We start from the raw sequence: 22958 nt of genomic DNA, 5'->3' as shown, positions 1-22958 counted from the left end.
ATGACGATCCCACGCCCCCGCACCCGTACCGGGATACCCCGCCCCGCGGCTCCCGGCGACATCCTCGACCCCGCCTCGCCCGCCGTACCGACCGCCGAGCAGTGCGTCCTCGGACCACTGCTGCGCCGCCGGGCCCGGGAACGGCCGGACGCACCGTACGCGCTGATGCCCGACGGTGAGCTGTGGAGCTACGCGCGCACCCTGCGGGAGTCCGAGCGGACGGCGGCCGCTCTCCAGGTTCTGGGCGTGGCCCGTGGCGACCGCGTCCTGAGCTGGCTGCCGAACGGCGCCGACGCCTTGCGTACCTGGTACGGCACCAACTTCGCCGGAGCCACCCTCGTTCCGCTCAACGTCGCCTACCGGGGCGCGAACCTGACGCACGTGCTGGCCGACAGCGCGGCCGGCGTACTGGTGTGCCGACCCGAGCTCGCCGAGCGACTGAGCGCGACCGGCGTCGGCACCGGGGCCGTGCACACCGTCGTCCTCCTGCCCGCTCCTGATGACACCCCGGAGAGCATCGACCAAGTGGCGGCCGGTCTCGACCGGCGGTTCCGGGTCGTGATCGGACTGAACGCGGACAGCGCCTGCGGCTCCGGCCTGGTCGGGTTCGCCGAGCCGCACCCGCCACCGGCGCCCTGGGACGCCCAGACCATCATCTACACCTCGGGGACGACCGGCCCTTCCAAAGGAGTCGTGTCGTCCTACGCGCACCTTTACAGCAGCTGCACCGCCGCCTTCCATGGCATCGCCGGTCCGGACGACCGCTATCTGCTGCAATTGCCGCTGTTCCACGCGGGCGGCACGATCGGCGCGTACGGGATGCTGGTCCACGGAGGGTCGTTGACGGTGGTACCGGCATTCACCACGAAGGAGTTCTGGCCGCTCGTCCGCCGTACCGGCACGACGCTGTGCACCCTGCTCGGAGTGATGGCGACCTACCTGCTCAAGGAGCCGCCGGACCCGGCGGACAGGGACCATCCGATGCGGGAGGTCTTCGTCGTCCCATTCGGCGGCGACACAGGAGACTTCGCGCGGCGTTTCGGCGTGCAAGTGCGGGCCCTGTTCAACATGACGGAGGTCTCGTGCCCTGTGTCCTCGGGGCCGGATCCTGGCATACCCATGTACTGCGGCACACCACGCCCCGGGATCGAGGCCAAGGTGGTGGACGAGCACGACCGCGAGGTGCCGGACGGCGCGCTCGGCGAACTGGTGCTGCGGTCGCAGCGGCCGTGGTCGTTCCTCAGCGGCTACCACGCAAGGCCCGAGGCTACGGCCGAGGCCTGGCGCAACGGCTGGTTCCACACCGGTGACACATTCCGCCGAGCCCCGGACGGCGGACTGGTCTTCGTCGACCGCAAGAAGGACGCCATCAGGCGCCGGGGCGAGAACATCTCCTCCTACGAGGTGGAGGCACAGGCCCTGGCTCATCCGGCGGTGCGCGAGGCCGCTGCCGTGGCCGTTCCGGGCGACGAGGGCGAGGACGAAGTGCTTCTCGTCGTCTGTCCGTTGCAGGAGCCGGGGGCGCAGCCGCCGGATCCGGTGGCGCTGCTCGGCTTCCTCCAGGGCCGCCTCGCGCATTTCATGCTGCCGCGCTACGTGCGAGTGCTCGACGCACTGCCGAAAACGCCCACCGGCAAGCCGCTCAAGCATGTGCTGCGTGCCGAGGGAGTCACCGAGGACACCTGGGACCGGGAGACGGCCGGAATCCGCATCCGACGGGAGAAGCTGCTATGACCACCGAGACTGCACGTCCTGCCGAGACCGTACGCGCTCAGCGGCGGGAGTGGACCGGCGCGGCGACCCTGTCCTTTGCCGCGTTCGCCGACCGCATCGACCCGGACCCGGACATCCCGCTGCGCGCACACATGGCCGACCGCGTGGCCACTCTCGTCCTCGATCGGCCGCGGCACCGCAACAGCCTCACCCACGTTCTGTCCAGCCACCTGCTGCAGGGCCTGCTCTGTGCAGGGGACGACCCCGAGGTGCGTACCGTCGTTCTCACCGGCAGCGGCGGTGCCTTCTGCGCCGGTGACGACGTGGACAGCGTGCACCGCTGGCGGCTCGGCGACCGCGCCGACGCGCCCTTGGACCCCCTCACCTCCGACGCGCACTACCTGCGGGTCTGCGAGGCGATCCTGCATCTGCCGAAGCCGGTGGTCGCGGCCGTGACCGGAGCGGCGGCCGGCGCCGGCGCGGAGATCCTCTGCGCCGCCGACTACCGACTGGCCGACACCACCGCCGCGATCGGCAGCCGGCTCGCCGGGGTGGGGCACGTCGGCAACGTGGTCCTGATGTCCCGGCTGGTCGGCCCGGCACGGGCCACCGAGATCTATCTGACCGGCCGTATGGTGCCCGCGGGCGAGGCACTTGAGCTCGGCCTGGTCGACCGTGTCTGCCCGCCGGACGCCTTCAGCCGTGAACTGGGCGCGCTGACCGAGCAGTTCGCGGCGCTGCCCACCGGCTCGGTCGGCCTCTTCAAGGAGCTGAGGGAACGCAGTTGGGGCCAGCCGGCCGAATACGGGCTCCGGCTGCAGGACTCGTACCATCTGCGCACCCACAGCATGGTGCGTGACGCGGCAGAAGGCCTGCGGGCGTTCACCGAGAAGCGTCCACCCCGCTTCACGGGATGCTGAACACGGATCTTTCGCCGCATCCCCGGCGTGTCCGTACGGACCGGAAGCAGTGATCGCAATATTCTGAATCCGGTGAACGACATTTCGCCGCACTCCGGGCCAGGCACCGGTACCGAGCCCATGCTCGGTACCGGCTGCCGTGCCGAGACCGCGCACACCTTCGCCGTCCATGGCACCCGCCTGCACTACTGGACGGCCGGGACCGCCACGGCACCTCTCGTGGTCCTCACCCACGGCGCCGGCGCCGACCACCGCATGTTCGATCCGCAGATCCCCGCCCTGCTCGCGGCGGGTTACCGCACCCTGCGCTGGGACGTCCACCACCATGGGCTCTCGACGTCCCGGACGCGCCGCTTCCGCATCGCGGACGCCGCCGACGATCTGCGGGCTCTGCTGACGACCTGCCCCGAGCCCTGGCCGGTGGTCCTGCTCGGCCAGTCGATAGGGGGCTATATCGCGCAGGAGTACCTGCGCCGCCACCCCGAAGACGTCGCGGCCCTGGTCGTCATCGGCTCCACGTCCAGCACCCTGCCGGTCACCCGTGGCGAACGGGCCAGGCTGGCGCTGTCCCTCCCGTTGCTGCGGCTCATGCCGTACGACCGCCTCGCCGACCGGATGGCCGACGCCGCGGCCTGGACACCCCAAGCACGTGCCCATCTGCGGGAGGCCTTTCGGCGGATGGGCCGCCGCGCCTTCCTGACGGTCTGGGAGGGCGTGACCCGGACGCTCACCGAGGACCCCGAGTACAGGATCGACAAGCCCCAACTACTGCTCTACGGCGAGTACGACGGCGTAGGGACCGTCAAGGCCTCGATGCAGCGGTGGAACCGTCGTGATCCGCACAGTGAGCTGCGTGTGCTTCCGGATGCGGGCCATGTGGCCAACCTCGACGCACCGGTGATGGTCAATCAGATGATCGTCGACTTTCTGAGCGGACTGAAGACCCATGCGGGATGAAGAGGCGAGCGACGCGGCCGGAGTGGATTTCATCTCCTCCATGGGCGCCCTGCTGGAGCGCTGGGGCCTACCGCAGACGACCGGGCGGCTCTACGGCTATCTGTTGCTGCAGAACACGCCCGTGGATCTCGACACCATGGTCCAGGACCTGGGACAGAGCAAGAGCGGACTCAGCGTGGCGGCGCGCCAACTGGAGTCATGGTCCGTGGCGCGGCGACAGACCCAGCCCGGCAGCCGACGCGTGTGCTACGAGGCCGTGGGGGACGTACGGCGCCTGCTCGAGGCCAACAACGCGCACCTGCGCGCGTTTTCGAACACTCTGCGCCTCGGGGTAGCGGCTGCCCGCGGTGGGTCACGTGAACGCATATCGGACCTCGCGGACCTCTTCACGCTCTACGTCGACCAGGCCGACCGGGTTCTCGCGGCCTGGGAGGCCGAGCGGGAGTAGCATCGGCCACCACGTCGCGTGTCCCCCGTGGTCCGGGCGGCACCGCGGGCCCACTGGTCACTCACACAACCCGTCGCAGCACACGCTCCTTGCGGCGGGTGAAGGGCGGATAGGCAAGGCGCAGTGTGTCCAGCAGGAGCGGCTTGTCGAGTACGGCCTTGGTGTGGCTGAAGGTGTCCAGGGAGTACGAGCCGTGGTAACGGCCCAGACCGCTCTCGCCGACCCCGCCGAAGGGCAGCCCGGGCACGGTGAGATGGGCGTTGGGGACACCGAAGGCGAGCGCGCCGGAGGAGGTCTCCGTCGTCAGACGCCGCTTCGAGCGCTGGGAGGCGGTGAAGGCGTACAGGGCCAGCGGCTTGTCCCGTTCCGTGATGAACGAGATCGCCGCGTCCAGGTCGGGGACGGGCACGATGGGCAGGATCGGGCCGAAGACCTCCTCGCGCATGACGGCCGAGTCGGGGGTGACGTCGGCCAGTACCGTGGGGGCGATGTAGCGGGCCGGACGGTCGTGCTCGCCGCCGGTGACGGTGCGGCCGTCGGTCAGCAGGGCGGTGAGCCGGTCGAAATGACGTTCGTTGACGATGCGGCCGTAGTCGGCGCTTGTGGCTGGGTCGTCGCCGTACATCTCACGGATGGCCGCGACCAGGTGCGGCTCGATCCCGGCCGCCGTCTCGCCGATGGCGAGTATGTAGTCGGGAGCGACGCATGTCTGCCCGGAGTTCATGAACTTGCCCCAGGCGATGCGGCGGGCGGCCGTCGCGAGATCGGCACCCGGCTCGACGACGGCGGGGGACTTGCCCCCCAACTCCAGGGTGACCGGGGTGAGATGGCGGGCGGCGGCGGCCATGACGATGCGTCCGACCGTGCCGTTGCCGGTGTAGAAGACATGGTCGAAGCGCTGCTCGAGCAGGGCCGTCGTCTCCGCCACCCCGCCCTCGACGACGGCCACGGCCTGCGGGTCGAGGACTTGGGGAAGCCAGTGGGCGAGCGCCGCCGACGTGGCCGGGGCGAGCTCGCTGGGCTTGACGACGGCACAGTTGCCCGCGGCCAGCGCGGCCACGAGCGGCGCGAGCGTGAGCTGCAGCGGGTAGTTCCACGGGCTGATGATCAGAACGGTGCCCAGAGGCTCCCGCACGGTCCGGGCCCGGGCCGGTGCCAGCGACAGGGGCACGGAGACCCTGCGCGGACGCAGCCATCGGTCGAGATGTCGCAGGGTGTGGTCGATCTCGTTGACGGTGAACCCGATCTCGGTGGTGTACGCCTCGGTGGTGTTCTTGCCGAGGTCGGCATGGAGCGCCGCCGTGAACACCTGCTCGTGCTCGGTCAACAAGCGCCGTAGCGCTCGTAGTTGGGTCTTGCGCCAGATCAGGGGCTTGGTGTGGCCGGTGTCGAAGGCGGTGCGCAGACGTGAGACGGTCTCCGTCGCGTCGACGCCCTGAAGGAGGTCGGTGTGAGGGTCCATGGAGCGCAGCATAAACGAAACGAAATGTTTTCGTTTCGAATTCGGGTAATATTGTCGCCATGACCTCGACCTCCGTCGTGCCCCCTCCCGCACTCACCGACCTCACCGAACGGCTCGGCAAGGAGCTCGGGCGCCCCGAGCGGGACCTGCTGGCGCCGGGCAACGCCTGGAACCTGTCCCAGACGCTGCAGCACTGCGCCCAGACCATCCGGTACTCCGTGACCGGGTACCCCCGGCTCAAGCCGGTGTTGTTCCGGTCCACCGTGGGCGCGCTGGCCAAACGCGTGTTCCTGCACAGGGGTGCGATGAAGCATGCGCTCGGTGCGGAGATCGACGGGGCCCCGCCCCTGGATGCGGGCCTGCCCGTGACCGAGGCCGCGGCGAGCCTCATGGACGCGGTGACCCTGTTCAGCCGCCACACCGAGCCGCATGCACTCCACCCGGCCTACGGACGCTGTACGCACGACGAGTTCGCGCGCCTGCACGCCATGCACCTCGTCGAGCATCTTACGGGGCTGGCCGATGCCTGACGCCGTGCCGCTTCCGCCCGACCCGGCACCACGTCGGGGGCGCCCCCGTGACGCCGCGCGGGACCGGGCACTGCTCGACGCCACCCTGGCCGTCCTGGCCGAGAGCGGCTACGGCGGACTGACCACCGCCGCCGTCGCCGCGCGAGCCGGGGTCTCCACCGCCACCCTCTACCGTCGCTGGTCCTCCAAGGAGGACCTGGTGATCGCCGCCGTCTCGACCCGCACCCGCGACCTGGAGGCGCGGCCCGACACCGGGACGCTGGAGGGCGACCTGCGCGCCCTGCTCCGGGACAAGGCCGCCTCCCTGACCGGCGAGAGTGGGCGGCTGATGCGCGCGCTGATCGGCGAGGCCGCACACAACGACGTCCTGGCCGAGGCCCTCACGACCGCGTTCCTGCTGCCCGTGCGCGGACGTGTGGAGGAGGCCGTGCGGCGGGCCGTCGACCGGGCCGAGATCCCGCCGGTCGAAGACGCCGATCTGCTCGGCGACCTGGTCATCGGCCCGATGGTGAGCCGGTTCATCCTCACCCCGCTGCTGCCGGACCAGGTGGACGCGGACGAGGCGGCGGTGACGGCCGACCGCTTCCTTCCCTTTGTCCTGCGCGCCATCGGGGCCGCCGCGGGGCCGAGCGGGGAGCGGCTCTGACGCCCGACCTGCAGCGGTGGCGCGTCGCCCGGTTGAGCCCGGCATCCACGGTTGGCGGCCCGGCATCCCCATGACGGTGGTCTTCACGCCTTAGGATTGCGCGGAAAGTTCTTGAATGCCCCTTTCGGCGGATGATGTCCTGGTTGCGTTGTCGGACCGTGTCAGGTTGGTTGCCGTGTAGAGCCTTGCCGGGAGTTCTTGTGTGCAGGCCGCGTGTAAGGATCCGCCTCCGCCGGAGGCGGCAGTGAGGTGGCCCGCCCGACGGCAAACGGAAGGCCGTCGTGGAGCGCAGCCGGGCGGCGATGACCTTCGGGTGCCTGCTCCGCCCCTCTGGATGCGCTGGCTGCCGGTCTTGTATGTCGCGGCGATCCTGGTGCTCGAACCGGTCACTCCCGTGAAGTGGCCGGTAAGTTTCCTGTTGATCGCCCTCCCGGTGATCGCGGCCTTCGCCCACGGCCCGGCCGCCGTCGCCGCGGTCACCGTGTTCGCCGTCGTCTTCGAGGGTGTTCTCGCCGGCACTCCTTGCTGCGCCGGCCGCAGCGTGGGCTATCTCTGGGAGCGGCACTACGTGGCCTCGTACATCTCCACGGGTTTGGTCGGCGTCCTCGGCACGATTCTGGCCGCCCACCGGACGCGCCGGGAACGCACCCTCGCCACCGTGCGTTCCGTGGCCGAGACCGCGCAGCGCGTGCTGCTGCGCCCCGTACCGCGCCGCCTGGGCCAGGTGACGGTGGAGACCTTGTACCTGTCCGCGGCCGCAGAGGCACGCATCGGGGGCGATCTGTACGAGGCGGTCCCCACCGCGTACGGAGTGCGTCTGCTCATCGGCGACGTACGGGGCAAGGGCCTGGTCGCGGTGGAAACGGCCGCGACGATGCTCGGCGCCTTCCGCGAGGCCGCCCATGACGAGCGCGATCTGACCGGAGTGGCGCGGCGGGTGGAGACCAGTATGACCCGCAGAGCAGAGCTTCCGGGCAGTGACATGGCGGAACGCTTCGTCACCGCGGTGTTCGCCGAGATTCCCGACCATGAACCAGTCGTCCGGCTCGTCAACTGCGGTCACCCGCCGCCCCTGCTCATCAGCCACGGCCAGGTCACCGAACTGGATGCGGTCGATCCCTCACCGCCGATCAACCTCGGAGTTCTGGCCGGGAACGACCACCGCGTGGAGGTCGATCCCTTCCATCCCGGCGACCAACTGCTGCTGTACACCGACGGCGTCACTGAGACACGCGACCGCACCGGGGAGTTCTACCCGCTCATCGAGCGCATCCGCTCGTGGGCCGAACTGTCTCCCCGCGAACTTCTGGACCGCCTGCATCAGGACCTGCTCGACTTCAGCGGCGGGAACCTCAACGACGACACCGCCGCCCTCGCCGCCTACCGCCACCCCGGCGTGGTGCACGACTAGGACCGCAGTCGGTCGGGCACGTGGTGGGAGAGCAGCCCCGGCCGGACCCTTCGGCGGTGTGCCGGGGCAGCTGCTGCAGCGGCGGTGTGCGGCCCGGCGGTCCTACTCGGCTTGTTCGGCCTCCGCCTCGGCCTGGGTCGTTGCCGTCTGCTCGTCGGTCTCGGGGGCGGTGTAGAAGACGGACGTGCCCTGCTTGGAGCGCTGGGCCTGGTTCCTGGCCACGAGTCCTTCGAGGGTGGTGCGCACGACGGTGGTCTTGATGCCGCGCTCGGGGTGGGCCTGGCCGAGTGCGGTGGAGACTTCCGCCGCGGAGCGGGGCTCACTCTGTTCGGTGAGGTGACGGCGGATGAGTTCGACCAGCGTCAGCTGGTCCGCCTTGTCGGCCGCGGCCTTGCCCGCGGTCTTCGTGGCGGTCGTACGGCTCTGCGGGGTGGCCGTCCTGGTCGCCCGCGTCCGCTTGTTCTTCCCGGACTGAGCGCCGGACTTCTTCCGGGGGGCGGGCACGGTGGCACGGTCGGACATGGCAGCGGTCTCTGCGGGCGCCGGGGGCTCCACGGGTGCGGGAGTCTCCACGGGGGCGGACGGCAGGCCGAGTGCCTGCTGCATGTTCACCAACACGGTGTGGTCATGCCGCAGCGCGGTGAGCTGCTCCTGCAGAACGGTGATTTCGCCGCTGATGCGTTCCTGTTCCTTGACATTGTGTTCGAGGTCGCCGGTGACCTGGGCGGCGTACTGCGATGTCAGGTCGGTGGCTGCGGTTGTGCTTTCGGACATGGGTCGACCTTTCCTGGCTTTGAGGGCCGGACGCGGGACGTATGGCTCGCGTGCAGACAGCCTTGGGCATGTGTTCTCGAGCCGTTGGCCGAGTGAAGCCGCGGCAACTGCAGCGCGTATCCCTGGCGTAGAGATGGTACGGATGAGTGGACCCTGTTGTTCTTCTTGAGTCATGTCTTTTTCTCAAGTTGAGCTTCAGAGTCCTGATGGGAGCTGCCATCCGACCCTCTGAGGTACGCCTGTCGGTCACCCCAACGAATGGGTCTCTTCTTCCGGGCTCGGTTCAGTCAGGGGGCCGATGCCGCCCTCGCCGGACCGGGCTCCCGCAAGGTAGTTGTACGCGGATGCCCGGGAAATGCCCAGCCGGGCCGCGACCTGCTGAACGGCGCCCCGTACGGCGAACACGCCCTGCTGGTCGAGGTCGCCGAACAACTTCAGTCGTTCGGCGCGGCTGAGCTCGGCCCATGATTTGTTCTCGCGCAACCGGCGGTCATCGACGATCGCACTCAGCACCGCTCCGATGTCGTCGCCGAAGGTTGTGGTCGGCACGGCCTCGGTTGACGGGGTGACACCGGCGAGCTCCCCGACCAAGGCGTGGACCTGGTTGACAGCGGTGATGTCGAGGTTGACGCACAGCGCGCCGAACACCGTCCCGCCCGAATCGCGGAGCACCATGGTCGACGACTTGACCATCTTCCCGTCCTGAGTGCGGGTGATGTAGTTGAGCTCGTCGCGGGCTTCCTCGCCGGCCGCGAGGATCTTCATTCCGATCTCGCTCATCGACCCGCCGACACCGCGGCCGGTGACCGATCCCGCAAGGGCGACGACGGAGCGCTCGGGGCGCCGGAAGTCATGGATCACCACTTCGCAGAAGGACCCGAGGGTCGCTGCGATCCCGTCGATCACCGGGGTGAGCGCGGCGATGATGGCGTCCTGCTCGTCGGCCGGCATGTCACACCCCTCGCAATTGACCCCCCACTCTGGACTTTCAGTATAGGGTCTAGACGAAAATTCCAAGACGCGAATGGATGGCATCCGAATAGTCGGTGCCGGCCGCCGGTGCGCCGCGGCAGGGAGCGAGACGGAGTACGACATGACCGACAGTCAGCACGTCACCCTGGACGATGTCCGCGACGCTGCCGCGCGGATCAGGGGCGTGGCCCATCGCACCCCCGTGCTGCGCTCGCGCACGCTGGACGACCTGGTCGGCGCGGAGGTCTTCGTCAAGTGCGAGAACTTCCAGCGCATCGGTGCCTTCAAGTTCCGCGGCGCGTACAACGCCGCGTCACGACTGTCCGCCGAACAGGTGGCCAAGGGAATCGCCGCCTACTCCTCCGGCAACCATGCACAGGCCGTCGCCCTCGCTGCCCGGGAGCTCGGCACCACGGCCGTGATCCTCATGCCTGAGGACACACCGCGCTCGAAGGTGGAGGCGACGGTCGGCTACGGCGCGGAGGTCGTCACATACGACCGCTACACCGGCAACCGGGTCGCCATCGGGGAAGCGTTGGCCGCCGACCGCGGCCTGGCGCTCATCCCGCCCTACGAGCACCCCCATGTCATCGCCGGACAGGGCACGGCCGCCCTCGAACTGATGGAAGAAGTCGGCGACCTGGACGCCGTGATGGTGCCGGTCGGCGGCGGCGGGCTGATCGCCGGCACCGCCACGGCCGCCAAGGGGCTCATGCCTTCGGTCCGGGTGATCGGCGTCGAGCCGGAGGCCGGCGACGACACGAAGCGGTCTCTGGAAGCCGGCCGGCGTGTCTCCATCCCCGTGCCGCGCACCATCGCCGACGGTCAGGCCGCGGATACCCCCGGCGAGCTCACCTTCTCCATCAACCAACGGCTCGTGGACGAGATCGCCCTCGTCAGTGACGGTCAGATCCGTGACGCGATGCGGTTCGCCTTCGAACGCATGAAGATCGTCATCGAACCCAGCGGTGCCAGTGCCCTGGCCGCACTGCTGGCCCACCGCGTCGCCCCCGTCCCGCGGAGGATCGGCGTCATCATCTCCGGGGGCAACATCAGTGCCGAGCGGTTCAGCGAGATTCTCCACGGCTGACGGCTGACGGCTGACGGCTGACGGCAGGGGGTGGGGACCGCTGCAACGACTGCTGCCCACCGCCGGCAGAGCCAATGATCCACAAAGGATTGTTGGAGAACCCTTACCGGCGCCTTCCCGGTCGATGCCCATGCCCCGCGTACGGTTGCCAGGGCGGGTGACGGTCGGCCCCGCAGTCAACCTTCGACCAGGTGGGAAAGTTGATGACACCCAGTCGCCGGGCAGTGATGGCCGCCATGGCGGGAGGCATGCTCGTCGGCTGCGCGGGCCCGAAGAGCACGACGAACGACAGGACGTCCGAGTCCGGCCCACCTCCCGTACCCGGATCGACCGTTGCGGGCACCCCGACCAGCACCCCCTCGGCCACGGCACCCACCACAACCCCCGCAGTCACCCGTGCCGAGATCGTGGCGCGCTACGGTCACGCCGTGCCGCACAGCTGGGGTTTCGATGCACCCGGAGTGGTACACGAACTGCCCACCAGGAAACCTTCGATCGCGCTGACCTTCGACGCCTGCGGTGGCCCTGGCGGCAGCGGCTACGACCAGGCATTGATCGACTTCCTCCGTAAACGGGAGGTACCGGCGACCCTCTTCATCAACTCACGCTGGATCGACGCCAACCCGGCGATCTTCCGCCGACTGTCGGCCGAGCCCCTGTTCGAGATCGCCAACCACGGCACCCGGCACCGCCCGCTGTCGGTCACCGGACGCTCCGCCTACGGCATCCCCGGCACCCGCAGCGCCGCCGAGGTGTACGACGAGATCGCCGGCAACCGGGCCAAGCTCACCCGGCTGCTGGGCGCTCCTCCGCGCTGGTTCCGGTCCGGCACCGCGTACTGCGACGATGTCGCGGCACGGATCGTCACCGACCTGGGAGAGACCTTCGTCAGCTTCTCCGTCAACGGCGACGGTGGCGCCACCTTCACCCCCGAACAGGTCCGCACCACCGTCGCTGCCGCCCAGGGCGGATCCATCGTCCTCTGCCATATGAACCACCCCAAGGGCGGCACCGCGCGGGGCATAGCCGCCGCCGTCCCCCACCTGCTGGCCAACGGCCACAGCTTCGTCCGCCTCTCGGACGCCCTGCACTGACGGGCGTCCCGCAATCGCCCGCTCCGGAGGGCGGGCGAGGCGGAGGTGTGTGCGGGCGGCGACGTGGTCAGGTCTCGTCGGTCGCGACAAGGCGCCAACGACCGACTTCCTGGTAATCCGAGTCGTAGACGGCCGAACCGTCGCCCGGCTTCAGGGCGTAGTGGTGGAGGTTCCCGCCCCAGTATCGAAGGATGCGGCCCAGCTCGCCCGCGGGGTTCTCTGCCAACCGGCCGTCGTCCACGTTGACTTCCAGAAGGAACTTCACGTTCGTCGTCTCCTCTGACGGATCTGTTCAGCCGGCCCCACTGGGCGGGGCCTTGGGTATCAATTGTTTCATTCAATTGCTAATAGGGACTTTGGAGACCATCACCACAGGTTGACCCCTTGATATGCCTGAAAAGTCTCAACTGGCAATGAAGGATTAGAGTGAGGCCTGCAGGTGACAGCGGGGGAGGGGGCATGAGGAACCGACTACGAGTCATCGACCTTGCGCGGACGGCCGGGATCTCGGTCCAGCAGGTGCGCAATTACGTGGAGACGGGGGTGCTGCCCTCGACTGAACGCACCGCCAGCGGCTACCGCATCTTCACGGGCGCACACGCCGAAGCCCTTGCCGCGGCCCGAGAGACCGCCGCCGGCCATGGCTGGCCGACCGCTCGCGTCGTCATGCGAGCCATCCACAACGGCGACCTGGCAACCGCGCTCGCCGCTCTGGACGAAAGTCACGCCCGACTGGACCGGGAACGCAGCGACCTGGCGACAGTGCACGAAGCCCTCGAAACCGTTCTGGCGAGCGGGGCGATCAGCTCAGCCGCTGCACACCGCGGCATGCGCATCGGCCAGGTCGCCCGCGCCGTGGGTGTCCGCCCACCCGTCCTCCGTCTTTGGGAAGCCCGCGGTCTTCTGCGACCGGACCGGGAGCCCTCGACGGGATACCGCCTCTACAGCCGCCCAGAACTGCACGCGGCACACGTGATCGCGTTGCTCCGCCGAGGCCACTACCCGCTGGCGACGATCGACGCGGTCCTGAATGAACTGCGTACGACCGGCAGCCCCGGCCGCGTCCTCAGCGAACTGACCAACCGGGGACGGGACCTTCACCGCCGCAGCCTCGACCGGCTCGGGGCGTCCGCGGCCCTGTACGCCTACCTGCAGTACCTGGGCCACACCGGCTGATGGTCAGGCACTTGAAACGCCGTCTCGCGGTAGGCGGGGTGGCCGTATCGCGCGGAGGCGGTGCTGGGTGAATCACTGCTCGGCGGCTGCTTGTTGCCGATCTCGCTCCTGGCCGACCCCGTTGATCAATAGGCTTCCGTCCATGAATGGTGTCGACAGGACGGCGCTCAGGGACGCAGACAGCAGGGACCAGGGCTGGCTCAACACCCGCACATGGGTGGAACTGGGCCTCCCTCCCGGTGACCGTATCGGCGGCGCTGCCGTGTTGCGAGGCGGCTGGACATCGCAGATGCGCCGCCTCGACATCGAGGGGCGAGGAGGGCCGTATTCACTGGTGTTGCGGTCTTTCCTGAAGCCCTTCTTCGTGAAGCACGCCCTCGGGCTGCTCATGCGCGAGGCCGACATTCTCCGTCTGCTGGCGGACACGACCGTGCCTGCGGCGCGTCTTCGCGCTGTCGATGCCGCGGCGACATACTGCGACCACCCTTCACTGCTGATGTCGCTGTTACCGGGAACCGTGCGGCTGGACGAGACCGACGTTGAACGAAAGGCCGAACTCCTCGCCCGCCAGATGGTGGCCATTCACGGGCTGGTCGTACCGGAGGAGGACCGGCCGCGAACGTACCAGGCGTGGACGAGTCCGGAGCGGGTGCGCATTCCCGATGGCACGGCGCGGCCGGAGTTGTGGCAACGCGCCGTGGACGTCATCCGTCGCGAACCTCCTGCCTACCGTCCTTGTTTCCTGCACCGTGACTTCCATCCGGGCAACGTGCTCTTCACCGGCAATGGCGCGGATCTGACGATCACGGGTGTCGTGGACTGGGTGGAAACCTCCTGGGGGCCCGCCGATCTGGACGTGGCGCACTGCTCTACTGCGGTTGCCCTGCTCCATGGTGCGGACGCCGGTATGCGGTTGGCGGATCACTACCTCGCCGCCGGAGGCACGCTCAGCGATGACCCGGCTGCCCACCTGTACTGGCGTCTGCTGGATGCACTCGCCTTCGCACCCGACGCGGAGAAGGTTGCCGAGCCCTGGCGGGAACTTGGACGAAGGGATCTGACGCCGCCGGTTCTCACCCAGCGCCTGGAGGAATATCTTCACGCGGTCCTCAGCCGCTACGACTCCGAGTAGTCGTGTACCGGGTCGGTCCCCCTGACAGACCCGCCGTCGGCTACGGGCCAAGTGTTCTAGGTTGGCTCGTGTGAGGGTGCGGGGGCGGAGCTATCGGTATGTGGGGCCGGATGATCTGAGGGCCGGGATCCGGCCTGCCGGCGTGGGATCCCGGATCGGTTCGCCGGCTGACTTCGACTGCTGGGCGGCGCAGCGACCGGCGACGGAACTGGCCGAGCCGTTCACCTTCGTGGTCGACGCGGACGGTGTACTGCTACTGGCGCCGCGCCGAAGCGAGCATGTGGCCTGTGCCGGAGGCCGGCCAGTGCTGAGCGCCGGCGAGATCGGTTTCGCGCGTGAAGCCGGCCGTTGGGCCGTGGGCTACGTCAGCAACCACTCGACAGGCTACTGCCCGGACGTCGGCTCGTGGCCGGCCATGGCCCGGGTTCTGGATCGCGTGGGGCTCGTACGCCCGTCCGCCTTCACGCACGAGGTGGTGTTCCGGCGCTGTCCTGGCTGCCAGGAGCACAACATCGTGCGCGAGGACGACTTCGTCTGCGTGTTCTGCGGCGGTGACCTGCCCGAGGTGTGGAACGTGGACCCACTCGACATGGGCGGTTGGTCGTAGCCACTCGTCGGCGACCCCGACGAGGAGTGTGGCCCCGTAGCGGACAGCGCGTTGGTCGTCGGACCAGCCCTACCCGATGCGGGATGCCCGAGGACGGGCCGGTTGCGCAGCGGCCGGACTCGCGATGACTCGCGCGCGTGCCCCACAGCCAGATGCCGTCGAAGGGCGAAGCCTCCTACTGGTCGATCGCCAAACGGTAGACCGTCGACTCCCGGGCCTGGAAGCCGAGGCGCTCATACAGCCGGTTCGCTGCTGCACGATCCGGCCGTGAGGTGAGATCCACCGTCCGTGCACCCGCCTCCCGGGCGATGCGCAGGGCCTCCCGGGTGAGAAGGCCGGCGACTCCCTGGCCTCGCGCCGCGACATCGACGACCACGTCTTCGACCCGGGCCCGCAATCCGGACGGCAAGGGCAGGAGCACCAGGGTCAGGGCGCCTACGACCGCCTCGGACGTCAGGGCGACCAGCACGGTGTTGGCATCACACGTCACCATCCGGTCGATCGCTTCGTAGTCCATGGGCCTGGCAGTCGCAGACAGCTGCGGCAGCAGCCGACCGAAAGCGTCCACGAGCTCCTGACTGGCTTCCCGGATGATCTCGACATGGACGTCCATGCCGGAAGCCTATCCGTCGCCCGGACATGGCGGCGCTGCCGAAACTCATCGGCGCCCCGGAGCCCATCTGTCACGAGCGGGGTGTCACCGCGGCCGCCGGCACCGTTCGCCCAGGTCATCGGCGCGACCCTCCCGCCGATCTTCGAACACCTCCGAGGCCCACGACATCGACGCAGGCGTGATGCGCGCGGCCTCTGCCGAGTGATCAGGATGCCCCGCCTGAGCCGCCCTGTCTTACCTTCTTCTCACATATCCTCCCTGAATAGGAACATTCCGTCACCCGTGCTGACCTGCACAAAAGAACTCCCCTGGGAGAGTCAAATTTCGGAAAACGCCCTTCTGTCGGGCGGACCTGATTCCTAGCCTGAGCCGCCATTGAGCGTTAAATCGGTGTTCGGATAGTGAGAGGCTCCTTGACATGGTGAACGTGGACCATGCCGCCCCCGACGTCACGCGGGACCCGACCGGTCTCCGCCGGGACGTCGGTTTGATCGGACTGATGTGGGCCTCCGTCGGCTCCATCATCGGTTCCGGCTGGCTCTACGGCGCAGAAAAAGCCGTAGTGATGGCCGGACCGGCAGCGATCATCTCGTGGCTGATCGGTGCCGTTGCGATCGTCCTGCTGGCGCTCGTGCACGCTGAGCTCGGCGGTATGTTCCCGGTGGCGGGAGGTACGGCCCGCTACCCCCATTACGCCTTCGGTGGCCTGGCCGGCATGTCGTTCGGCTGGTTCTCCTGGCTGCAGGCAGCGACCGTGGCCCCGATCGAGGTCGAGGCCATGATCGGCTACGCCGGACACTGGCAGTGGGCGAAGGACCTCCAGCACAGCAATGGCACGCTGACGACCAGCGGTTTCGCTGTCGCGGTCGTCCTCATGGCGGTCTTCGTGCTGGTCAACTTCCTTGGTGTCCGCATCCTGGCGCACACCAACAGCGCGGCCACATGGTGGAAGATCGCCGTGCCGCTGGCCGCCATCTTCATCATCGCGGTGGGCAACTTCCACCCGCACAACTTCACCGCCCACGGCTTCGCCCCCTTCGGCGCCAAGGGCGTGCTGAGCGCCATCAGCTCCAGCGGCATCATCTTCGCCCTGCTCGGCTTCGAACAGGCGATCCAGCTGGCGGGCGAGAGCCGTGACCCGCAGCGCGACCTGCCGCGCGCCACTCTCGGATCGGTCGCCATCGGCGCGGTCATCTACGTGCTCCTCCAGGTCGTGTTCATCGGCGCGCTGCCGCTCAGCTCGTTCGCGCACGGCTGGGCGAAGCTCGACTTCCCGGGCATCAGCGGCCCCTGGGCGGGCCTGGCGACCCTGGTGGGCCTCGGCTGGCTGAGTGTGGTGCTGTACATCGACGCCGTGATCTCCCCCGGCGGCACCGGCCTGATCTACACCACCGCGACCTCGCGCGTCTCCTACGGCCTGTCCAAGAACGGCTACGCGCCGAAGGTGTTCACGCGCACCGACGCCCGTGGTGTGCCGTGGTTCGGCCTGCTCATCTCCTTCCTTACCGGCGTGATCTGCTTCCTGCCCTTCCCGAGCTGGCAGCAGCTGGTCGGCTTCATCACCTCCGCGAGCGTTCTGATGTACGCCGGTGCGCCGCTGGCCTACGGCGTCTTCGCCGACCGGCTTCCGCATCGTGAGCGCCCCTACCGGCTCCCCGCCGGCAAGGTGCTCTCGCCGCTGTCCTTCGTGGTCGCCAACCTCATCATCTACTGGGCCGGTTGGGACACCCTGTGGCGGCTCGGTGTGGCGATCGTCCTTGGCTACGTGCTTCTTGGCGCCTACGCCCTGTACGCCACGGTCAAGGACCTGCCGGACGCGCCCCGGCTGGACTGGAAGGCCGCCCAGTGGCTGCCCCCCTACCTGGTGGGCCTGGGCCTGATCTCCTGGCAGGGCGGCTTCGGCGGCCAGGGCAACATCGCTCTGTGGTGGGACATGCTGCTGGTCGCGGTCTTCTCGCTGGCCATCTACTACTGGGCGAAGGCCACCGCGTCCCGGCCCGAGGAGATCGAGCGGAGCATCGAAGAGGTCCAGGTCACCGAGGCACCCGCCCACTGACCAGCCTCGGACGCGTCCCGTCGGCCACAGCCACCCGGCCGTGGCCGACGGGACCTGCCGCCGACCGACGCCCCGGGGGATTGCGCATACGTGCCCCCGGGGCGTTGCGCTGCCCCTGACCTGAGGCAGCGCAACGGGCAGTCGTACGCGTCCACGTGTCTCCCTGTGGCGCGGCGCGAGGCGGTCACCGTCACCGAGGCACCGGTACGACTCTGTGGCTTCGAGCTGCTCGCCGACACCGAAGTGCCCGCGTCACTGCAGGCTCGGCGCTCACCGCGAACAGCCGCGTCCTCGACGCTCTTCCCCGACTCGTCGAGGCAGCACAGCTTCCGGCCACCTGCGCGCCACCGCCATCCTCAGTCCGGCCTACGGCGAGCTCAACCGGACGGCAATGCAAGGCCGTTGACGAAGGATCAGTTACGGCACAGGGGGCTGGGGGCGCCGGGTACGGTGCGTTCGCCTGCCGCAGCGTTGCCAAGCTCCCCACATGCTCGCGCTACGCCACCACAGCGGCGGTCTGCAGCCGGTGCGCACCACCGAGGTCCACGAGATGTGCGATCCGTGTCCTGGCACGACAATGGGGGCATGGCACAGGAAGCCTGCTCCCGGTTCCGGCGAGGATCCGGTAGCCCCGGTCGCTACGGCGAACAACTGTTCCGCCCGCATGACGAGGGCGAGTCGGACCGGATCGACCTCGGGGCGCTCACCTTCGATGCCACTACGATCGCCCGGCTGCGGGAACTGGGTGCCGGACCGGGCTGGCGTTGTCTGGACGTGGGTGCCGGAACCGGGACGGTGGCTCGCTCGCTTCTGCGTGAAGGGGGCGTCACCGAGGTGGTGGCGGCGGACCGGGACATCCGGTTCCTGACATCCGAACCAGTGCCGGGATTGACCACGCTCGAAGCCGATGTGACCTCCGACCGCTTCGAGCCGGGTCTCTTCGATCTCGTCCACGCCAGGTTTGTGCTGATGCACCTGCCATTCCCCGCGCGGATGGTCGAACGGCTCGCAGGCCTGCTGAAGCCGGGAGGCGTACTCGTGCTGAGCGACGCGGTGGACCTGACGACCGGTGGCGCTCCCGACTCGCCGTACAAGGCCGCCATGCGGGCGATGTGGAAGGGGGTGCACGAGACCATCGGCACCGACATCTCGTGGGTACCGAACTATCCACAGCTGATGCTTGTCGCCGGGCTGGAATCCGTGGCGGCCGAGATCCATGTGCCGCCCCTGATCCCGGGCAGCCCCATCAGCCGGTTCTGGGCCCGGACATGGAACCGGGCGCGTCCCGCGATGGTGGCGACGGGACTGGTGAACGATGCGGATATCGACGAAGCCGAGCGCTGGCTGGACTCACCCGCATGCGCCGCGCTCTCTCCCGGAATGCTGACCGCCTGGGGATGGAAACCCCAGGAGTCGGCCGCCTCTGACAGGCAAGATCCTGGGAAGTGACCGGAAGTACAACTCACGGGTTGCGAAACCGAGTAGCTGTCCGTAGTCGGCTCCGCATACCTTCGACGGTATGGCTGACGAGTGCTTCAGGCATCCACGGCTCGCCCAGATCCATGACGCGCTCGACCCCGATCGCAGCGACCTGGCCGCGTAGGCCGGCATGGCGGAGGAGTTCGGGGCCCGTCCGGTGCTGGACATCGGTCGCGGAACAGGAGTGCTCGCCCTTCTGATGGCTGAGCGCGGCGTCGAGGTCGTCGGCGTCGATCCTGCCGAGGCCTCCATCCATGGCCAGGCGCGCCTGGGAGGAGTGGAACCGCGAGGCTTCCTACCGGGTGACGGGGATCCCGGACATCGGCGCGGTCGAGAGCTGGGTCCAACTGGTCAACGTGAGTTCGCCGCTGGTGACGTTTCAGTGGACCTGTGTTTTCGCCGCGGACGGCCAAGTGCTGACGTCGGATTCGACATTGCGTTTCCCTGAGCGGCACGGAGTGGAGGCGGACCTGGCTGCAGAGGGGTATGTGGTGGACGATGTTCGCGACGCCGTTGACCGTCCGGGCCGACAGTTCGTCTTCTTCGCTCGGCGGCCTGCTCATCGCCGCTGAAATGAACTCTTGACTTCGAGTGCACTCCAAGCCATAGCGTCCAGGGCATGACCTCTCCGAGAACCCGGTGCGGGCGGCAGACACCGTCGGGACGTGCGAAATCTCCGGGTCACCGGGATGCCAGTCAACGAGATCTGTTGCTCCATGGAACCAGTGACGGAGTTGGTCAAGGCCGGTGAGGACATGCCCGCGGGCACTTCGGCGCACCGCGAGGCAGTGCTCGCCGAGTTCCGGGCGGAGCGGTGAACACCGGGCCCATCGAACGGCGAATCAAGATTGCAAGGAAAGGCTGGGACGAACATGAAGCAGCGCATGCTCCGGGATCTCGAGGTTTCCGCCATCGGCCTCGGCTGCATGGGAATGTCCGCCTTCTATGGCTCCACCGATGAGGACGAGGGCATCAAGACCATCCAGCGCGCCCTTGAGCTGGGCGTCAACTTCATCGATACCGCGCAGATGTACGGCCCGCTCACGAACGAGATGCTGATCGGCCGCGCGATCAGGGGGCACCGCGACGAGTACGTGATCGCGACGAAATTCAATTACCGCATGGACGAGACCGTCCCCGGTGACATGAGCACAATCGGGCGGCAGGACGGCTCCGCGGAACACGTGCGCAGTTCGATCCATGGCTCTCTCAAACGGCTCGGGACCGATCACATCGACCTCTATTACCAGCATCGTGTCGATCCCAACGTGCCGATCGAGGAGACCGTCGGGGCCATGGCGGAGCTGGTCGCCGAGGGCAAGGTGCGCCACATCGGCCTGAGCGAGGCGGGTGCGCAGACCATCCGGCGCGCGAACGCCGTACACCCGATCACGGCGGTGCAGACCGAGTACTCACTGTGGACGCGTGACCCGGAGGCCCAGGTGCTGCCCACGTGCCGTGAACTCGGTATCGGATTCGTCCCCTACTCGCCACTGGGACGAGGCTTCCTCGCGGGCCGGTTCACCTCTCCGGACGAACTCGACGAGGGGGACTACCGGCGCAGCGGTCCGCGTTTCACCGGAGAGAATCTGACAGCGAACCTCAGGCTCGCCGAGAAGGTGAAGGAGATCGCCACCGAGAAGGGGGTCACTCCCGCGCAGCTTGCGATCGCCTGGGTGCTGGCGCAGGGCGACGACTTGGTCCCGATTCCGGGAACGAAGCGCCGTGCCTACCTCGAGCAGAACGCCGGCGCCGTCGACGTCGAGCTGACAAAGGACGACCTCGCGCGCATCGACGCGGAGCTCCCGGAGGCCGCGGGGGAGCGCTACGACGCAGCTGGGATGGCTGCCGTGGACCTCTAGGTCATGGACCTCCAGGGCACCACGCGCCTGCGAGCGCGGCCGGGGGAGGCCGGCCGGCGCGCTCTCACGCGCGGGTTCGCCGGATCCGGCGCTGCGGATCCGGCGCTCCCGTCCGTTCAGGCCCGCAACGGGTTGGAGCGTGCCGCAGCCAGCAGGTACCAGGCGGTGGCACCTGCGTGCCGGTACGGGTAGTAGCCGAAGCCGAATCCGGTGTCGAGAGGGCTGCTCGCCGCAACGACTCCGGAGCGCTCGGCGAGCGTCCTGCCGCCGATGGTCTGTCCGCCGCCGAGCAGGTCCTGAGCCCGTTCGATGGAGCCGATGAGCCGCCGGGCGTGGGCCTCGTCGCCGGGTGCGTTGCGCTCCCGCAGGGCAAGGGCGAGGTGGGCCGTCCCCTCGAACCACACACCGTTGCGGTCCGGTTTGGGCTGGGATGCGGCGATCGGGACATCCTCGTTCGCCAGGAGACCGGCGGAGCTGAACGTGACCCCCTCGTACGACTGGCCCGCGGGCACCGTGGTGTTGCGTCGGTCGGCGGTGTCCAGGACGGCCAGTTGGGTGGCCGCCCAGTCCAGCGACCGCGTGTAGGCGGGGGCGCCGAGGGCGAGATGGGTCCAGGTCTGGGTGTCCTCGGGGACCGGTGACCTGTTGACGGTCACACCGTCGTTGGTACCGGTATAGAAGAACTCCCCGGCACGCTCCCACATCTTCTTGACGAAGGCTGCGGCACGGGCGCGCCGCTCCAGCCACACCCGGTCGCCGGTGAGCCGGGCGAGCCGTCCGAAGAGGCAGACCAGGTCGGTGTTGTGCTCGGTCGAGGTGAAAGGCAGTTTCTCGTCGGCGCCGTTGACCCCGAACTTGTAGCCGCCGAGAGGTTCGTCGGTGCGGCCGGTCCGCTCGATCCAGGTGCCGATGCGAACGGCACCGGCGAGGAAGCGGCGGTCTTCGGTACGCAGGGCGAGTGCGCTCAGGGCGATTCCCGCCCATGCCATGTCGCCCACGGCGGTGCCGGTGAAGCCGAACTGGGCCCCGACGTTGACGGTGCCGTCCGCCCGTACAAAGCCGTCCGGCTGCCGCGAACCGTCGTAGAACGTGTACGGCCCAACGTTGTAGGCCTGGCGGAGCCGGCCGTCGTCGTACACGGGGTCATGGGCCTGGGCGTAGAGCAGCGCATCGCCGAGCGCCACGGCTCGGGCCCGGCCGTCCTGCGTGCATGCCGCGAGATGGGCCAGGATCACGAGGGCGTTGTCGTAGGTGAACGCGGTGCTGAACAAGCCCGCCTGGTCGGCGTAGCTCTGGGCCAGCCGGATGTCGCCGTAACCCGGATGGGCGTCCATGGCGGCGGCGAGAAAGGCCTGTGCCCGGCTTTGGGCGGGAGTCCTGACGGCGGCCGGGAACTCCGCCGCGTGGGCCGTGCCGGAGCCGGCCGCGGTGAGGACCGCGGCACCGATACCGAGGCCGCTCCCGATGAGCCTGCGGCGGCTGAACACAGGGCCTTGGCTGCCGGTCATGGGTCTCCTAGGACGTGTGGGTCGACGGTGGGGCGTGGGATCGCGCCGATTGTGAGAGCGCTCTCACAGGTGCGCGCTCATTCTGCTGTTGCGCCTGATGCGGGTCAACGCCCGTGATGCGCACGTCGGTTGGGAGTTCAGTTGATGGCCGGACAGCCAACGCCGGTCCAGTGCCGACCACCTCGAACCGCACGTCCGGGATGCGCCTCAAGCCGCCGGTGGCCCGGCAGCCGCGCTCCCGCGGCCCCCGTTGTCCGCTGTCCCGCAGCGGCAGGTCCTATGCCCACCGGCGGTCGGCTGATCGTGCGGTCGGCCATCGGATGGTCCACCGGATTACCAGTGAGTAGCCGGACGGGGCGGCCCTCGCGGCTCCGACCACCCTGAGGGCGACCGGCGGCCTGATCCGGTCTGTCCGGCGGAGCGGTGAGCCGCTGGGCGGCTCCTGGATCGTCACCGTGGGTTTCGCGGCGCAACATGGAAGGAAAACCGTGGCAGGAGCAGCCCTCGG

Annotated in this window: 21 protein-coding genes and 1 pseudogene; 16 read left to right on the top strand and 6 right to left on the bottom strand. The window is 68.8% G+C overall.

Going from position 1 to position 22958, the window contains the following annotated elements; genetic code table 11:
• The 4 genes from ABT186_RS03075 (at nt 1) to ABT186_RS03060 (ending at nt 4038) form a co-directional block, all read left to right on the top strand.
• Complete coding sequence (locus ABT186_RS03075) at nt 1-1734, top strand: AMP-binding protein (RefSeq protein ID WP_351233521.1); 1734 nt, start codon at nt 1-3, stop codon at nt 1732-1734.
• Nucleotides 1731-2633: an enoyl-CoA hydratase/isomerase family protein gene (locus ABT186_RS03070; protein WP_351233523.1), complete on the top strand. Its 903-nt coding sequence runs from the start codon at nt 1731-1733 to the stop codon at nt 2631-2633. The genes ABT186_RS03075 and ABT186_RS03070 overlap by 4 nt, the downstream gene beginning before the upstream one ends.
• Nucleotides 2634-2705: 72 nt before the next feature.
• On the top strand, nt 2706-3590 hold the full coding sequence (locus ABT186_RS03065) for an alpha/beta fold hydrolase (protein WP_351923333.1): 885 nt from the start codon (nt 2706-2708) through the stop codon (nt 3588-3590).
• Nucleotides 3580-4038 carry a GbsR/MarR family transcriptional regulator gene (locus tag ABT186_RS03060; protein ID WP_351923331.1) on the top strand — a complete coding sequence of 153 codons (459 nt, stop codon included), beginning with the start codon at nt 3580-3582 and terminating at the stop codon, nt 4036-4038. The genes ABT186_RS03065 and ABT186_RS03060 overlap by 11 nt, the downstream gene beginning before the upstream one ends.
• 61 nt (nt 4039-4099) lie before the next feature.
• On the opposite strand, the gene ABT186_RS03055 is transcribed toward ABT186_RS03060, so the two are convergent.
• Nucleotides 4100-5500 (bottom strand): aldehyde dehydrogenase family protein, encoded by a 1401-nt coding sequence (locus ABT186_RS03055; RefSeq protein ID WP_351923329.1) that lies wholly within the window; start codon nt 5498-5500, stop codon nt 4100-4102.
• Nucleotides 5501-5559: 59 nt separating this feature from the next.
• On the opposite strand from ABT186_RS03055, the gene ABT186_RS03050 reads away from it, so the two are divergent.
• From ABT186_RS03050 to ABT186_RS03040, 3 genes are all read left to right on the top strand, one after another.
• The gene (locus ABT186_RS03050) at nt 5560-6030 is read left to right on the top strand and encodes a DUF1569 domain-containing protein (protein ID WP_351923327.1); all 471 of its coding nucleotides are present in this window, start codon (nt 5560-5562) and stop codon (nt 6028-6030) included.
• Nucleotides 6023-6676, top strand: coding sequence for a TetR/AcrR family transcriptional regulator (locus ABT186_RS03045; RefSeq protein ID WP_351923325.1), 654 nt, complete (start codon nt 6023-6025; stop codon nt 6674-6676). Before ABT186_RS03050 ends, ABT186_RS03045 begins: the two co-directional genes overlap by 8 nt.
• A gap of 334 nt (nt 6677-7010) precedes the next feature.
• The gene (locus ABT186_RS03040) at nt 7011-8087 is read left to right on the top strand and encodes a PP2C family protein-serine/threonine phosphatase (RefSeq protein ID WP_502973135.1); all 1077 of its coding nucleotides are present in this window, start codon (nt 7011-7013) and stop codon (nt 8085-8087) included.
• Nucleotides 8088-8189: 102 nt separating this feature from the next.
• Here ABT186_RS03040 and ABT186_RS03035 read toward each other — a convergent pair whose 3' ends face one another.
• The gene (locus tag ABT186_RS03035; RefSeq protein WP_351233536.1) at nt 8190-8861 is read right to left on the bottom strand and encodes a hypothetical protein; all 672 of its coding nucleotides are present in this window, start codon (nt 8859-8861) and stop codon (nt 8190-8192) included.
• A 246-nt stretch (nt 8862-9107) separates the two neighbouring features.
• The gene (locus tag ABT186_RS03030) at nt 9108-9812 is read right to left on the bottom strand and encodes a helix-turn-helix transcriptional regulator (protein ID WP_351233553.1); all 705 of its coding nucleotides are present in this window, start codon (nt 9810-9812) and stop codon (nt 9108-9110) included.
• Nucleotides 9813-9954: 142 nt separating this feature from the next.
• Between ABT186_RS03030 and ABT186_RS03025 the strand changes: the two genes are divergently transcribed.
• Together ABT186_RS03025 and ABT186_RS03020 are read left to right on the top strand one after the other, a co-directional pair.
• Nucleotides 9955-10923: a threo-3-hydroxy-L-aspartate ammonia-lyase gene (locus ABT186_RS03025; protein ID WP_351233538.1), complete on the top strand. Its 969-nt coding sequence runs from the start codon at nt 9955-9957 to the stop codon at nt 10921-10923.
• 203 nt (nt 10924-11126) lie between these two features.
• Complete coding sequence (locus ABT186_RS03020; protein ID WP_351923323.1) at nt 11127-12017, top strand: polysaccharide deacetylase family protein; 891 nt, start codon at nt 11127-11129, stop codon at nt 12015-12017.
• Nucleotides 12018-12084: 67 nt separating this feature from the next.
• Here ABT186_RS03020 and ABT186_RS03015 read toward each other — a convergent pair whose 3' ends face one another.
• Nucleotides 12085-12282, bottom strand: a complete 198-nt coding sequence (locus tag ABT186_RS03015; RefSeq protein WP_351233542.1) for a hypothetical protein — start codon at nt 12280-12282, stop codon at nt 12085-12087.
• Between the two features lie 194 nt (nt 12283-12476).
• Between ABT186_RS03015 and ABT186_RS03010 the strand changes: the two genes are divergently transcribed.
• The 3 genes from ABT186_RS03010 (at nt 12477) to ABT186_RS03000 (ending at nt 14932) form a co-directional block, all read left to right on the top strand.
• Nucleotides 12477-13193: a MerR family transcriptional regulator gene (locus tag ABT186_RS03010; protein WP_351923321.1), complete on the top strand. Its 717-nt coding sequence runs from the start codon at nt 12477-12479 to the stop codon at nt 13191-13193.
• A gap of 142 nt (nt 13194-13335) precedes the next feature.
• Complete coding sequence (locus ABT186_RS03005; protein ID WP_351233545.1) at nt 13336-14325, top strand: phosphotransferase family protein; 990 nt, start codon at nt 13336-13338, stop codon at nt 14323-14325.
• Between the two features lie 127 nt (nt 14326-14452).
• The gene (locus ABT186_RS03000; protein ID WP_502973134.1) at nt 14453-14932 is read left to right on the top strand and encodes a hypothetical protein; all 480 of its coding nucleotides are present in this window, start codon (nt 14453-14455) and stop codon (nt 14930-14932) included.
• 175 nt (nt 14933-15107) lie between these two features.
• On the opposite strand, the gene ABT186_RS02995 is transcribed toward ABT186_RS03000, so the two are convergent.
• The gene (locus ABT186_RS02995; protein ID WP_351923319.1) at nt 15108-15545 is read right to left on the bottom strand and encodes a GNAT family N-acetyltransferase; all 438 of its coding nucleotides are present in this window, start codon (nt 15543-15545) and stop codon (nt 15108-15110) included.
• Between the two features lie 418 nt (nt 15546-15963).
• On the opposite strand from ABT186_RS02995, the gene ABT186_RS02990 reads away from it, so the two are divergent.
• The 4 genes and pseudogenes from ABT186_RS02990 (at nt 15964) to ABT186_RS02975 (ending at nt 20942) form a co-directional block, all read left to right on the top strand.
• On the top strand, nt 15964-17601 hold the full coding sequence (locus ABT186_RS02990) for an APC family permease (RefSeq protein ID WP_351233551.1): 1638 nt from the start codon (nt 15964-15966) through the stop codon (nt 17599-17601).
• A gap of 585 nt (nt 17602-18186) precedes the next feature.
• Nucleotides 18187-19050 carry a class I SAM-dependent methyltransferase gene (locus ABT186_RS02985; protein WP_351923317.1) on the top strand — a complete coding sequence of 288 codons (864 nt, stop codon included), beginning with the start codon at nt 18187-18189 and terminating at the stop codon, nt 19048-19050.
• A gap of 70 nt (nt 19051-19120) precedes the next feature.
• Nucleotides 19121-19652, top strand: a pseudogene (locus ABT186_RS02980) (class I SAM-dependent methyltransferase).
• A 300-nt stretch (nt 19653-19952) separates the two neighbouring features.
• The gene (locus ABT186_RS02975; RefSeq protein ID WP_351923315.1) at nt 19953-20942 is read left to right on the top strand and encodes an aldo/keto reductase; all 990 of its coding nucleotides are present in this window, start codon (nt 19953-19955) and stop codon (nt 20940-20942) included.
• 116 nt (nt 20943-21058) lie between these two features.
• Here ABT186_RS02975 and ABT186_RS02970 read toward each other — a convergent pair whose 3' ends face one another.
• Nucleotides 21059-22450, bottom strand: coding sequence for a YyaL domain-containing protein (locus ABT186_RS02970; RefSeq protein ID WP_351237038.1), 1392 nt, complete (start codon nt 22448-22450; stop codon nt 21059-21061).
• Nucleotides 22451-22958: the final 508 nt, after the last annotated feature.

It is taken from the genome of Streptomyces sp. NPDC001634 (assembly GCF_040298185.1).
Classification (GTDB): Bacteria; Actinomycetota; Actinomycetes; order Streptomycetales; family Streptomycetaceae; genus Streptomyces.
This window is presented reverse-complemented; position numbering and strand designations above follow the sequence as displayed.

What these genes read in the sequence shown, in the direction of transcription:
- ABT186_RS03055 (WP_351923329.1), bottom strand. Translation starts at nt 5,500, where the DNA reads ATGGACCCTCACACCGACCTCCTTCAGGGCGTCGACGCGACGGAGACC.
- ABT186_RS03040 (WP_502973135.1), top strand. Translation starts at nt 7,011, where the DNA reads ATGCGCTGGCTGCCGGTCTTGTATGTCGCGGCGATCCTGGTGCTCGAA.
- ABT186_RS02985 (WP_351923317.1), top strand. Translation starts at nt 18,187, where the DNA reads ATGGCACAGGAAGCCTGCTCCCGGTTCCGGCGAGGATCCGGTAGCCCC.
- ABT186_RS02995 (WP_351923319.1), bottom strand. Translation starts at nt 15,545, where the DNA reads ATGGACGTCCATGTCGAGATCATCCGGGAAGCCAGTCAGGAGCTCGTG.
- ABT186_RS03020 (WP_351923323.1), top strand. Translation starts at nt 11,127, where the DNA reads ATGACACCCAGTCGCCGGGCAGTGATGGCCGCCATGGCGGGAGGCATG.
- ABT186_RS03030 (WP_351233553.1), bottom strand. Translation starts at nt 9,812, where the DNA reads ATGCCGGCCGACGAGCAGGACGCCATCATCGCCGCGCTCACCCCGGTG.
- ABT186_RS03075 (WP_351233521.1), top strand. Translation starts at nt 1, where the DNA reads ATGACGATCCCACGCCCCCGCACCCGTACCGGGATACCCCGCCCCGCG.
- ABT186_RS03045 (WP_351923325.1), top strand. Translation starts at nt 6,023, where the DNA reads ATGCCTGACGCCGTGCCGCTTCCGCCCGACCCGGCACCACGTCGGGGG.
- ABT186_RS03060 (WP_351923331.1), top strand. Translation starts at nt 3,580, where the DNA reads ATGCGGGATGAAGAGGCGAGCGACGCGGCCGGAGTGGATTTCATCTCC.
- ABT186_RS02975 (WP_351923315.1), top strand. Translation starts at nt 19,953, where the DNA reads ATGAAGCAGCGCATGCTCCGGGATCTCGAGGTTTCCGCCATCGGCCTC.
- ABT186_RS03010 (WP_351923321.1), top strand. Translation starts at nt 12,477, where the DNA reads ATGAGGAACCGACTACGAGTCATCGACCTTGCGCGGACGGCCGGGATC.
- ABT186_RS03005 (WP_351233545.1), top strand. Translation starts at nt 13,336, where the DNA reads ATGAATGGTGTCGACAGGACGGCGCTCAGGGACGCAGACAGCAGGGAC.
- ABT186_RS03025 (WP_351233538.1), top strand. Translation starts at nt 9,955, where the DNA reads ATGACCGACAGTCAGCACGTCACCCTGGACGATGTCCGCGACGCTGCC.
- ABT186_RS03035 (WP_351233536.1), bottom strand. Translation starts at nt 8,861, where the DNA reads ATGTCCGAAAGCACAACCGCAGCCACCGACCTGACATCGCAGTACGCC.
- ABT186_RS02970 (WP_351237038.1), bottom strand. Translation starts at nt 22,450, where the DNA reads ATGACCGGCAGCCAAGGCCCTGTGTTCAGCCGCCGCAGGCTCATCGGG.
- ABT186_RS02990 (WP_351233551.1), top strand. Translation starts at nt 15,964, where the DNA reads ATGGTGAACGTGGACCATGCCGCCCCCGACGTCACGCGGGACCCGACC.
- ABT186_RS03070 (WP_351233523.1), top strand. Translation starts at nt 1,731, where the DNA reads ATGACCACCGAGACTGCACGTCCTGCCGAGACCGTACGCGCTCAGCGG.
- ABT186_RS03050 (WP_351923327.1), top strand. Translation starts at nt 5,560, where the DNA reads ATGACCTCGACCTCCGTCGTGCCCCCTCCCGCACTCACCGACCTCACC.